Source organism: Mycobacterium sp. NPDC049093, assembly GCF_040704635.1.
In the GTDB taxonomy this organism is placed as follows: Bacteria; Actinomycetota; Actinomycetes; order Mycobacteriales; family Mycobacteriaceae; genus Mycobacterium.
Window position 1 is genome coordinate 344,949 of record NZ_JBEZJS010000006.1, and the last position, 12,059, is coordinate 357,007.

The window sequence follows — 12,059 nt, forward strand, 5'->3', positions numbered from 1 at the left end:
GATGATGAACGACAACAACTATCTGACCGACCTGCCGCTCGCCGGTGAACTGGTGGCCACCGACTTCGAAAGCTGGCCCGATTGGCTCAAGACGGAATTCACCGACCACGCATTCGACGGGCACGTCGGATCCCGTCTTCTCAGCGAGGATGCGCGCGTGCGGGTGTGGGAAATCCGGTTGGCGCCCGGTGAGCGCTGGCACGCTCACCGCCACGTTCTCGATTACTTCTGGACTGCGATCAATGCCGGCCGCAGCCGCCAGCACACCCACGACGGCTCCGTCCGTGAGGTCTCCTACCATGCCGGCGAGACGCGCCACTTCCATTTCGGGCCAGGCGAATTCCTGTTGCACGACATCGAGAACATCGGAGACACCGAGCTGGTCTTCACCACCGTCGAACACCTGGACAGCGACAACACCGCATTGGACATCACACGATGAGCGCCGACACGGACCCGCGGGGCGTCATCGATGTCCACGCACACTGGCTCCCCCGCGAGTTGTTCGGGCTGCCGGCCGGCGCACCGTACGGACCGATGAATGACCGGGAAGGCCAGTTGTACCTCGGTGACCTGCCGCTGTCGATCGCCACCGAGGCGATGAGCGACGAGTCCGCCATCATCGAGGACATGGCACGGGCCGGGGTTGCGGTGCGGGTGCTCTCGGCGCCACCGTTCGCCTTTCCGCTCACCGACGACGCGGCCGGCGCCGACTACGCCCAGGCTTTCAACACCTCGCTGGCCGATGTCGTGAGCCGCGCGGACGGAAGGCTGCTGGGCCTGGGTACCGTCAGCCCGGGTGCACCGGAACTGGTGACCACCCAGCTCACCGCGCTGCGTGACACCGACGGCATCGCCGGGGTCGCCATCCCCCCTGTGGTCGACGGTGGATCGCTGCACCGCGGGGTGCTGCGGCACATCGTTTCCGAAGCCGCCCGCCTCGGTCTCTCGGTGCTGGTTCACCCCATGCAGATCGGGCGACCGGAGTGGTCGGACTACTACCTGGCCAACCTCATCGGGAACCCCGTCGAGACCGCCACCGCAGTCGCGAATCTGATCCTCAGCGGCCTCAAGGACGAGCTGCCGGCCCTGCGCATCTGCTTCCTGCACGGCGGAGGCTGTGCTCCCGGACTGCTCGGGCGCTGGGATCACGGCTGGCGCGCACGTGCCGACGTGCGGGCGGGATGCACCCGACTGCCCACCGAGGTGATCCGCGACCTCTACTTCGATACGGTCACCCACGACGCACCCCAGCTCGAGCTTCTCTGCGCGATTGCCGGCGACGACAAGATCGTGTGCGGCAGTGACTACCCGTTCGACATGGCCGAGCCCGAACCCGTACGGTTCGCGGTCAAACACGGCCCTGACGAGAACGCATTGGCGCGGGCGGCGCGAGCCTTTCTGGGGATTAACTGATGCCCGGTCTCTTCAGTCCCCTGACCCTGCGCGATGTCACGTTCGCCCACCGGGCCTGGATGTCGCCGATGATGCAGTTCTCGGCGGTCGTGGACGGACCGCAGGCCGGCAGCCCAACCGATTGGCATCTGCAACATTTCGGTGCACGGGCGATCGGCGGGGTTGCGCTGGCGATGGTCGAGGCCACCGCCGTCGACCCCGTCGGGCGCAGCAGCATCTACGACCTCGGATTGTGGAATGACGCCCAGGTGCCCGGATTCCAGCGCTTGACGCGCTTCATCTCCGACCAGGGCGCGGTCCCGGGAATCCAACTCGTGCACGCCGGCAGGAAGGGATCCACCGGCCGCCCGTGGCCGGACCCGACCCGCCGACCCGAGCCCTGGACGACGGTGGGCCCCAGCCCGATAGCCTTTGGCCGCCATCCTGTGCCCGACGAGCTGAGCCGCGCTGAGATCGGACGCATCGTGAACGCCTTCGCCGCAGCCGCCCGCCGGGCGGCTGCGGCGGGGTTCCGGGTCGTCGAAATCCACGGGGCCCATGGCTATCTCATTCACCAGTTTCTGTCACCGCAAGCGAACGTCCGCACCGACGAGTACGGCGGGACGCTCGAGAACCGGATGCGATTCGCCTTGGAGGTGACCACCGCGGTGCGGGAGGCCTGGCCCGGCCACCTGCCGCTGTTCTTCCGGGTGTCGGCGACCGACTGGCTTGCCAATGACACCGACGATCCGCGTCCCGGATGGACTGTCGAGGACACCGTCGCGTTGGCCACCGGGTTGAAGACGGCAGGTGTCGATCTCGTCGATGTCTCCTCCGGAGGGGCCGTTCCCGACGCCAGGATCCCCGTGTTTCCGGGCTATCAGGTGCCGTTCGCCAAGCGGGTGCGGGCCGAGGCGGACACCCCGACGGCATCGGTCGGGATGATCACCGAAGCCGAACAGGCCGAAGCGATCATCTCCGGCGGCGAGGCCGATGCCGTCTTCGTGGCGCGGGCCCTGCTGCGCAACCCGAACTGGGTCCGCGATGCGGCCCGGCGTACCGGCACGGTCCTTCCCTACCCGCCCCAATACAGCCGCGCCTTCACATGAGCGCCCGTGGCATGCGCGACATCGAGCGATGAGACATGATGGAGGCACAATGGGAGAGCCGGTGAGCCGTGTCGAAGGAGTCGACAAGGTGACCGGGCAGGCGCACTACACCGCCGATGTTGTCATCCCCGGCTTGGTGTACGCGGTGCTGGCGCAGACGCAGATCCCGCACGGGCATGTCATCGAGGAATCGCTGCGCCACACCGCGGACCGAGTCGGCCGAGAACCTGGTGTCCTGCAGGTCCTCACTCCGCTGAATTGCCCTGCGCTACAGCAGTTACCGCGCGAACTCACCTTTGACCTGCCGTTGGAGCGGCGTCCGCCGCTGTCTGATCTGACCGTGCAGTACGTCGGTCAGCATCTGGCAGTGGTGGTCGCCGACTCACTGGAGAACGCTACGGAGGCGGCATCTCAGTTCGTCGTGGACTACGAGGAGTTACCGGCGCAGATGACGGCCCGCGCAGTGCTCGAGCAGCCGACCGCCCCGGATGAGAAGGGCGGCCAGATCCGCCACGGGAGCTATCTTCCGGACCACTTCGTGAAACTCGAAGAAGAGAAACTGCAGGACCGTCGTGGCGAAACACCTCGCCAGGGCACCGCGGCCAACCGTGTCGATGCTCGCTACACGACCCCGACGAATGCGCATTACCCGATCGAGCTGTCGTCGACCATCGCCCAGTGGGACGGTGATCACCTGACCGTCCACGACAGCACCCGATGGATTGCGGGCGAAAAAGCTACGCTGGCAGCGTATCTGGGCATGCCTGAGGAACGGATCCGCATCCTTTCACCATTGGTGGGTGGCGCGTTCGGGTCCAAGAGCTTCCTGTGGATGCACGTCGTCCTGTGCGCTGTCGCCAGCCGAGCCGTCGGCCGGCCCGTCAAGCTGGTGCTCACGCGCGACCAGATGTTCACCTCCACCGGACATCGCCCGCGCACAGAACAAGACGTGACCCTGATCGCCGATCAGGGTGGCCGGATTCTCAGCACCGAACATCACACCGTGACCGAGACTTCCACCGTGGCCCACTTCTGTGAGCCCGCAGGCATTTCCACCAGGTTCCTCTACGCCTCACCGCACCTGGTGGTGTCGCACCGCACGGCCCGTATCCACGCCCCCACGCCGTGCTTCATGCGTGGCCCCGGTGAAGCGCCGGGATTGTTCGCCCTCGAAGTGGCCATTGACGAGCTTGCCCAGCGCAGCGGAGTCGATCCGTTGGAGCTCCGTATCCGCAACCACGCCGAGATCGACCAGGCCAGTGGGAAGCCCTGGTCGGGTAAGCATCTGTTGCAGTGTTATGAGGTCGGTGCACAACGATTCGGGTGGCACGATCGCCCGGCGGCGCCCCGAACCGTACGGCGCCGAGGAGTCCAAATCGGTTGGGGAATGGCCACCGCGACCTATCCCGGGCGCCGAATGCCGGCCGGATGTCGAGTGGACACCGACGCAGACGGATTCGTGCACTTCTCCTCGGCTACCCATGAGATCGGCACTGGTGTACGCACCGTGATGACGCAGGTGGCCGCCGACGCGACCGGCCTCGCCATGGACCGGCTGAGCTTCATGTCGGGTGATTCGTCGTTCCCTTCAGCGCCCTACAGCGGCGCATCACAGACGACTGCCACGGTGGGCTCCGCCGTGTTCGCCGCCGGCGTCGAATGGAAGCGCCGCTTCATCGCAGCTCTGACCGCCGACCGTGGCTCGCCGTACTTCGGCGCCGATCCGGCGACCGTGCACATCACCGCCCTGAGCCCCGCTGCCGCGGCGGCTTACCGCGACCAGTTGAGCTTCTCGACCAGTAGTGATGGCGGTGGTCAGGAAACACACGCGGTTCAGTCGTTTGGCGCGCATTTCTGCGAGGTCGAGGTCGACGAAGACATCGGACGGGCCAGTGTCGTCCGGTGGGTGGCCGTGATGGATTGCGGTCGGGTGCTCAACCCGAAGCTGGCTCGCAGCCAGGTGATGGGCGGCATCACTTTTGGCCTCGGCATGGCACTGATGGAACATGTTCCCTACGACGAGGCGTCCGCGCTGCCGATCGGCGAGTACTACCTGCCCACGCATGCCGATCGCCCCGAATTCGACATCTCCTTCCTCGAGCATCCCGACTACGCACTGGATCCGATCGGCGTGCGCGGCATCGGTGAGATCGGCACCTGCGGCGTGCCGGCTGCCATCGCCAATGCCATTCACCACGCCACCGGAAAACGACTACGTGACCTGCCCATCACTCTGGAGGATCTCATGGCGCCCTATCAGTCCCCGAAAGCCGGGTCGTGAACAACAGCGAGATCTGTTCCGCCGAAACGGAACCCAATGTGACCAACCAGTACGAACTGCGGCTGCGCATCAACGGGACAACCCACAGCCTCACGGTCGACGTGCGTTCCAGCCTGCTCGACCTACTGCGGGAGCGTCTACATCTGACCGGCACCAAAAAGGGGTGCGACCACGGCCTGTGCGGTGCCTGCACGGTCTCGGTCAACGGCGAGCGCGTGGTCAGCTGCCTGACACTGGCCGCATCGGTCGACGGATCCGACGTCCTCACCATCGAAGGAATTGCCGACGGCGACGACCTGCACCCACTGCAACAAGCGTTCCTCGACTGCGATGGATTCCAGTGCGGCTACTGCACTCCCGGACAGATTTCGTCGGCCCACGCAATGCTGGCCGAGCACCGGCGCGGCGATCTCAGTATGGCGACCTTCGATGGCACCAGGAACGACGTTCTGACCGGCTGCCCGCGGTTGACCAAGGTCGAAATTCGGGAACGCATGGCAGGCAACATCTGCCGTTGCGGTGCGTACGCCAACATCGTCGACGCCATCGAAAGCGCCACCCACGGCGGGCCGGCATGAAGACCTTCGACTTTCGACACGCTGAATCCGTTGACGACGCCATCGACGCGGCCGCGCGCGGCGCCACGTACTTCGCCGGCGGAACGAACCTCTTCGACCTGATGAAGACAGGCGTCGAGCAGCCCTCCGCGTTGATCGATCTTCGCCGACTCGCGATGACATCGATCACCGCCACCGACACCGGCGGGGTGTTCATCGAAGCCGGCGTCACCAACAGCGCGCTGGCCAACCACCCCCTCATCCGCACCTACTACCCGGTCGTCTCGCACGCCATCCTCAGCGGAGCCACCACACAGTTGCGAAACATGGCCACCGCCGGTGGAAATCTGTTGCAGCGCACCCGATGTCCCTACTTCATGCAGCCCGCGATCTCCGAGTGCAACAAGCGCAAACCAGGGAGCGGTTGCGCCGCAATCAACGGATTCCACCGCGAGCACGCCATTTTCGGCGCCAGCGAGCACTGCGTGGCGATCCACCCGTCTGACTTGGCAGTGGCCCTGGCCATGCTGGACGCGGTCGTGCACGTGCAGAACTCGACGGGACGACGCCACATCCCGATCGGCGAGTTCTTCGCGCTTCCGGGCCAGACGCCCGAGATCGACAACACGCTGCAACCACACGACCTGATCCTCGGGATCGAACTACCGCCGTCTCGTTTCAACGATCACTGTTGGTACCTGAAGGTGCGGGACCGGCACAGCTATGCCTTCGCGCTCGTCTCCGTCGCCGCCGGGCTACACGTCGAGGACGGTGAAATCGTCGGCGCCGCCCTCGCCTTGGGCGGGGTAGCAGCCACACCATGGCGACTGCATGAGGCTGAGTCGAGCCTCATCGGCCAACGACCCGATCTGCACGCGTTCCACACCGCCGCAACAATCGCGATGGCTGATGCCCAACCGCTCACGCAAAGCGCGTTCAAGGTCGATCTGGGCCGCCACAGCATCGTTCGTGCCCTGACCCTGGCCTCTGTCGATCGAGGAATCGATGGCAGCGTCTGACGAGCCTCCGTCAAACGCTGGAGTCGCGTCCGCGCTGAGCCTCAGCCGCCGGTGTGACCGCCGCCGGGTGCCGGCACCCACGGCAGGCCGGGGATCGTCGGATACGGGGCGGTCGGACTCCACGGTGCCTGCGTGGTGGTGGGCGTCTGCGTGGTGGTCGGCGGTTGTGTCGTGGTGGTGGGCGGAGCTTCCGTCGTCGTCGGCGGCGCTTCCGTGGTCGTCGGCGGTGGCGGCGTCTCGGCGGGCGGCGGGTTCTCCGTCACCGGCGGGGCCTCGGGTGCCGGCTGTTCCACCGTCTGCGTCACGGTGTGGGGGGCCGGCGCCTCCCGAGTGACGGTCTGCGGCGCCTGGTCATTGTCCGGTTGGTCGACCGCCGTGGCAGGCGCCTGCTCATCCGGAGCTGCCGTGCTCGACGTGACCGCCTTGGAGGTGGACGCCGGACGGGTGGGCTCGTCACTCCCCATGATGCTCACCAACACCGCGACAACACCGACCAACACCGCCGCGGCGCCGGCGCCCAGGAGGACCGGCGGCCGCCGATACCAGGGCATGGCTGCGATCTCGTCGCGTTCGGTCAGCTCCCGCTCACCGAACTCGAGTTGCGGTCGCGCCGTGGTCCGTCCTCCGCCCGCGGCGTCCAACCCGGTATCGAAGTCGGTCCCGTAGTCGTCGCCGTACTCCTCTGCCCGGTAGTCATCGATCGGCGCGACGTCGGGCACGTTCTCGGCATCGGACCAGGCCAGTGCCTGTGACGCGGCCGGAGGCTCGGGCGCCACCAGGGCCGCGGCCTGCGTCGGCGGGGCCGCTGCGGTGGAGGCCGGGGCCATGGCCGTCTTCCCGTCCTCCACGGTGCCGCGCACCGCGATGAGACCGCCACCGATGGCCGGGGTCAGCTCCGGCTGCGCCGCGGTGATGACCGGCAGGCGGAGATGTTCGGACAGCGTCGTCGTGATTGCCGGGATCCGGGCGCCCCCGCCCGTGGACGCCACCGCGACGAGTTCTCCGGGGCGCAGCCCGGTGCGTTCAATCGCACCCTGCAGGACCGACATGAACTCACGCAGTGGTTGGGCGATCACGTCGTCGAGTTCGTTGCGGTTCAGCCGCACGTCGCTGCGATGGCCCGGAAGTTCGGCGACCAGAGCGGTGACGGATTCGGTGGACAGGCGTTCCTTGGCCCGCCGGCATTCGGCGCGTAGACGACCCAACGAGCCGATCGCCGAGGTGCTGGCCAGGTCGATCGTCCCGGCCGCAGACAGGTCGTTCACCACGTGGGTGAGCAGTCCCTGGTCGATCAGGTCGCCGGACAGGTCGGAATGTCGGATCGTCGGAGCGATCGGCTGAAAGCCGCGGTCGGCGTCGGCGAGGGTGATGCTGGTGCCGCTGCCGCCGAAGTCACATACGGCGATCACACCCCGCGTCGGCACCCCGGGGTTGTCCTGCAGTGCGACCAGCGCCGGCTTCGCGTCGGGCACCAGAACCGGATCACCGAACCCGCCGAGGGCGGCCAGCTCGGCGCGCAGCGCCTCGATCTGGTTGGCCCGCCAATGCGCGGGATGGGTGACCGCGATCGGATCGGCCGGCGGGCGTCCCCCGGTCAGCGTGCGCAGCAGCGCCGCCAGCGCATCGGCCAGCACGGTCTCGCCCCGGTGCGACGAGCCGTCAGGGGCCAGCATTCCGACCGGGTCGCCCACCCGCTCGACGAAGTCGGTGAGGATCAGACCGCGTTCGTTCAGGTTGGGGTTCTCGCTGGGTACCCCCACTTCGGGAGCCCGGTGGCCGAAGAGCGTCAGCACCGGCGACCGCGTCACCGCGGCGCGGCCCACCACTACCGCTGTGAGGTTCGTCGATCCGATCGACAACCCGATCCCGTCAGCCATTTCACCCCGTTTCGAGAAGGACCCTATCCGGTATTCCATCTCGTTTGACGCGGCGCGCGTTACCTAGCGAATGGTGCCGAACCCCGGAATCAAAGGTAGATCCAGTGGCGTCACCCAGCCGGGCAAATGTTCATTTACCGCGGGCACGGCATTGAGCGCGCGCAGCCCGGTCGCCAGGCAGCCCGCGGCAGCGGCATCACGACCCGAACCGTCGGTGAACCGGAACGCGGTCTCCTGGGAGATGCTCGGGGTGCCTTCGATGTCGACGCGGTAGACGTCGTTGTCGTTTCCGGATGGCCAGTCCGGTGCGGCGTCCAGGCCGATCCGGTTGACGTGCTCGAGCTGGATCCGGGTCTCGCGCCGATAGACGCCGTTGATCGTGAACCGCACCGCGGCGACGTTGCCGGCCGGGATGATGCCCTTGGCCGACTTGCGTTCGTCGGGGGTGATCCACTTGTCCCACGTCGTGGTGATCTCGTCGAGCTCGATCCCCGCGGCGTGCGCGATCATCGGAACCGTTGCACCCCAGGCGAAGATGAGAATCTCCGGGGTTTCGAGCAGGGCGCGGTGCTCAGGCGGTTTGCCGATGCCCATCTCGAATTCGTAGTCGCCCGTGTAGTTGGTGTAGTCGAGCAGTTCCGAGGCCCGCACCTGGCGCACCTCCGAGCACAGACCCATCAGGGTCATCGGGAACAGGTCGTTGGCGAAGCCGGGGTCGATTCCGGTGGTGAAGCACGACGCCCCTCCTGCCTCGCACGCCTCGGTGATGGGCTCGATCCAGTTGGGCGGGTTGAGGTGCATCTTGGGCCATACCCACGGGGTCATCGCGGTGGAACAGACGTCGATACCGGCCCGCAGGAACCGGGTGATGACGTCGATGTTGACGTCGGCGTGGGCCGCCGTCGGACCGTAGTGGACCAGCGCATCGGGCTTCAGCGCGATCAGCGCAGCGATGTCGTCGGTGGCGGCCACGCCGATCGGAGCGCCCAGACCACAGATCTCGCCGACGTCGCGGCCCACCTTCTCCGGATTGCTGACCCCTACGCCGACCAGCTCGAACAGTGGATGCCGCATGATCTCGGCGATCACCATGCTGCCCACAAACCCGGTGCCCCAGACCACAACTCGTTTCGTCACGGCGTTCACCTTAGGTGTACTACCTACCTCCCCGCGGGGGATCCGGCCAGCCCGTCGTCAGATGTTCGCGCAGTGATACCAGTCACACCGGGCATCGATATGGCGCGGCCGCATGTCCTTAGTAATCGATCGGTTTCGCAAGCTTCGAACTCAGGACGAGAGGGACTCCGATGAGCACAAACACACTGGCCGGACGACGCGCACTGGTGACCGGCGGATCCCGCGGAATCGGCGCAGGAATCGTGCGACGGCTCGCCGCCGACGGCGCCGCGGTGGCCTTCACCTACGGGACCTCCGCCGCCGAGGCCGACAAACTGGTCGGCGAGTTGAGCGCGGACGGCGCGAAAGTCGTCGCGATCCAGGCTGACAGCGCCGATCCGGCGCAGGTGTCCGGTGCCGTCGAAGAGGCGGTGGGTGCACTCGGCGGATTGGACGTATTGGTCAACAACGCCGGAACCGCGTACCTGGCCCCGATCGACGACTTCCCGCAGGAGCAGTTCGACCGACTGGTCGCCATCAACATCGGCGGGGTGTACTCGGCCATCCGCAGCGCGGTCAGCCATCTCGGTGAGGGATCCCGGATCATCAACATCGGCAGCATCAACGCCGACCGGGTACCCACCGGTGGGACCGCCGTGTACGCCATGACCAAGGGGGCGGTGTCCTCCCTGACCCGCGCCCTGGCACGCGATCTGGGGCCTCGCGGTATCACCGTCAACAACGTGCAGCCAGGGCCGATCGCCACCGACTTGAACCCTGACGAAGGCGAATTCGCCGATGCCGTGCGACAGACCACCGCGCTGGGACGCTACGGGCACACCCGCGACATCGCGGCCGTGGTGAGTTTCCTGGCCGGCCCGGAGTCGGGCTACGTCACCGGGGCGAACTGGAACGTGGACGGCGGCTTCACCGCCTGATCGCTCACAGGTTGATCGGGTCGGGCCGTTGCGGCTTCTTGGACGTGTCCTTCAGCGTGGACTTGAATTGCATTGCGCGGTAAGGCCATCCGGTATCGGTGCGCCACTGAGAGACCACCAGCCCGACACCGCCGGTGATGCCGAAGCGCGAGCCCGGCAGCAGGTAGCCGCCGTACAGCTGGGCAACCTTGCTGTTCGCCTGGTCCTCGGCATCCCACGACGATCCGGTGATCGGTGTCTGAACCGGGGTGGTGTACATGTTGGCCACCGGCGAGGACACCACCCGGTAGCCCAACGCATATGAGGACGCCAGGAATCCGCCGAGGACCCATCGGCCGGGGGCGGTGCGGCGGAAGCTCAGCTCACCCCAGTGCTCGTCGGGCGGGGTGATCGGGGTGGCCTGGGTTCCCCACTGCCAGCGCCCGTTGACGAATCCCCAGCTGGAGTACTGCGACCGCCGGCCGATCTGATCGGGCCGCACCCGCATCAGGATGATGCCCTTGTCGCGCTGAAATCCGGTTGCCACCACGTACACCCAGCCGTCGTGCGGGTCGAAGTCCCAGGACCAGCATTGCGCATGACCGTCGTGCAGATCTGCCGGGAATTTCGCCTGCTCCCCCATATGAGTCCAGGACACCCCGCTGTCGTCGGAGCGCCAGATCTCGGTCCAGATGACCGTGCCGAAGCCATGGTTGACGATCGCGTGCAGGTACAGCGAGTCGCCGACGCGCAGCAGATCCGACGGGATCACGGTGCTGATGCCGCCGCGCCGCCACCCGGACGCCTCGTCGTCGTGGAGGTAATCCCACAGTTGCCGCGCATAGGCGGGGTCGGGCCCACCGGCGTATTCGTAGACGATCTCGTGGTTGGCGTCGCCGGTGCCGATCAGCACCACCGGTGAACGCCAGTCGCCCTGCCCGACGCGGCTGCCGGAGAACGTGTCACCGAACACCGACACCAACTTGCCGTTGGGGGCGATGATCGATGCGCCGAGATCGGTGGCGGTGACCCCGAACCGGTCGGTGCGTCCCGGCCCGGTGATGTCGACGACCTTGCCGTCGATCAACGGGACGGCACCGCTCACATGCACAAGCGCAGGCCCCAGGTCTGACAATTCAGCGGATAGAGGTCGACTGGGACCGGCAACGGCCGATCGTATTTCAAGGTGAACGGAAAGGTGTGGATCGCCGGCGCCAACGTGCCACCGCAGGCTTCGTTGTTCGCAACGTTGCGGGTGCCGGTGAGGGCGATGTCGTCGAACTTGTAGGTCTCGTTGGTCGGCGCCCAACTGCCATCCGAGCACTGGATGCCCTCGAGCACCGCAGTTGAATAGACCCACTGTCCGCCCGTCAGCCGGGCATCGCCGCCCTTGAGGTCTTTGGGCGTCGCAACGTGCAGTCTGCACGCCACCGCCAGTTCGAGCGGCTCACGCAGATCGCCGACCACCGGGACGCACGACGGGTACACCGTGAACGTCTGCGGGTCCATGCCGTCCTGCATGTAGGTGTAGACACCCTGCATGACGGGCTCGGCCTGTGCAGGAACTGCAACCCCCAGGCTGAGTCCGATTCCCAGGGCCGACATCAGGGCGGTCGCGGCCGCTGTGCGCTTGAAGGTCACAATGGGTGAGTATCGCAGTCTTCATCAGCGTCGTCACCGGTATGGGCCCACACGCGTCAATCTGGACCCGCCTGACGGCCCCAGCGGGTGAGCGCAGTGGCGGATCGCCCGCGGTGATCCTGGAGAAATCGTGACCACACGACCAGC

At 66.7% G+C, this 12,059-nt stretch carries 12 protein-coding genes; 8 read left to right on the top strand and 4 right to left on the bottom strand.

The window, feature by feature from the left end; all coding sequences use genetic code 11:
* Window positions 1-4: 4 nt before the first annotated feature.
* The 6 genes from AB0876_RS24870 to AB0876_RS24895 all read left to right on the top strand — a co-directional run bounded on the left by AB0876_RS24870 (window position 5) and on the right by AB0876_RS24895 (window position 6,361).
* On the top strand, window positions 5-442 hold the full coding sequence (locus AB0876_RS24870; protein ID WP_526043177.1) for a cupin domain-containing protein: 438 nt from the start codon (window positions 5-7) through the stop codon (window positions 440-442).
* Window positions 439-1,416, top strand: coding sequence for an amidohydrolase family protein (locus AB0876_RS24875; RefSeq protein WP_526043178.1), 978 nt, complete (start codon window positions 439-441; stop codon window positions 1,414-1,416). The genes AB0876_RS24870 and AB0876_RS24875 overlap by 4 nt, the downstream gene beginning before the upstream one ends.
* Window positions 1,416-2,504 carry an NADH:flavin oxidoreductase/NADH oxidase gene (locus tag AB0876_RS24880; protein ID WP_526043179.1) on the top strand — a complete coding sequence of 363 codons (1,089 nt, stop codon included), beginning with the start codon at window positions 1,416-1,418 and terminating at the stop codon, window positions 2,502-2,504. The genes AB0876_RS24875 and AB0876_RS24880 overlap by 1 nt, the downstream gene beginning before the upstream one ends.
* A 61-nt stretch (window positions 2,505-2,565) precedes the next feature.
* Entirely contained in the window at window positions 2,566-4,785 is a 2,220-nt protein-coding gene (locus AB0876_RS24885) for a xanthine dehydrogenase family protein molybdopterin-binding subunit (protein WP_526043180.1), read from the top strand.
* Between the two features lie 38 nt (window positions 4,786-4,823).
* Window positions 4,824-5,363, top strand: coding sequence for a (2Fe-2S)-binding protein (locus tag AB0876_RS24890; RefSeq protein ID WP_526043181.1), 540 nt, complete (start codon window positions 4,824-4,826; stop codon window positions 5,361-5,363).
* The gene (locus AB0876_RS24895; protein WP_526043182.1) at window positions 5,360-6,361 is read left to right on the top strand and encodes an FAD binding domain-containing protein; all 1,002 of its coding nucleotides are present in this window, start codon (window positions 5,360-5,362) and stop codon (window positions 6,359-6,361) included. Before AB0876_RS24890 ends, AB0876_RS24895 begins: the two co-directional genes overlap by 4 nt.
* Window positions 6,362-6,402: 41 nt before the next feature.
* Here the strand turns inward: AB0876_RS24895 and AB0876_RS24900 are convergent, their stop codons facing one another.
* Entirely contained in the window at window positions 6,403-8,238 is a 1,836-nt protein-coding gene (locus tag AB0876_RS24900) for an Hsp70 family protein (protein WP_526043183.1), read from the bottom strand.
* 63 nt (window positions 8,239-8,301) lie between these two features.
* The gene (locus tag AB0876_RS24905) at window positions 8,302-9,384 is read right to left on the bottom strand and encodes an NAD(P)H-dependent amine dehydrogenase family protein (protein WP_526043184.1); all 1,083 of its coding nucleotides are present in this window, start codon (window positions 9,382-9,384) and stop codon (window positions 8,302-8,304) included.
* A 161-nt stretch (window positions 9,385-9,545) separates the two neighbouring features.
* On the opposite strand from AB0876_RS24905, the gene AB0876_RS24910 reads away from it, so the two are divergent.
* Entirely contained in the window at window positions 9,546-10,292 is a 747-nt protein-coding gene (locus tag AB0876_RS24910) for an SDR family NAD(P)-dependent oxidoreductase (protein ID WP_526043185.1), read from the top strand.
* 4 nt (window positions 10,293-10,296) lie between these two features.
* Here the strand turns inward: AB0876_RS24910 and AB0876_RS24915 are convergent, their stop codons facing one another.
* Window positions 10,297-11,376: a DUF4185 domain-containing protein gene (locus AB0876_RS24915; RefSeq protein WP_526043186.1), complete on the bottom strand. Its 1,080-nt coding sequence runs from the start codon at window positions 11,374-11,376 to the stop codon at window positions 10,297-10,299.
* On the bottom strand, window positions 11,373-11,912 hold the full coding sequence (locus AB0876_RS24920; protein ID WP_526043187.1) for a hypothetical protein: 540 nt from the start codon (window positions 11,910-11,912) through the stop codon (window positions 11,373-11,375). The genes AB0876_RS24915 and AB0876_RS24920 overlap by 4 nt, the downstream gene beginning before the upstream one ends.
* Before the next feature lie 5 nt (window positions 11,913-11,917).
* Here AB0876_RS24920 and AB0876_RS24925 point away from each other — a divergent pair, with 5 nt between their 5' ends.
* Window positions 11,918-12,046, top strand: a complete 129-nt coding sequence (locus AB0876_RS24925; RefSeq protein WP_526043188.1) for a hypothetical protein — start codon at window positions 11,918-11,920, stop codon at window positions 12,044-12,046.
* Window positions 12,047-12,059 lie beyond the last annotated feature (13 nt).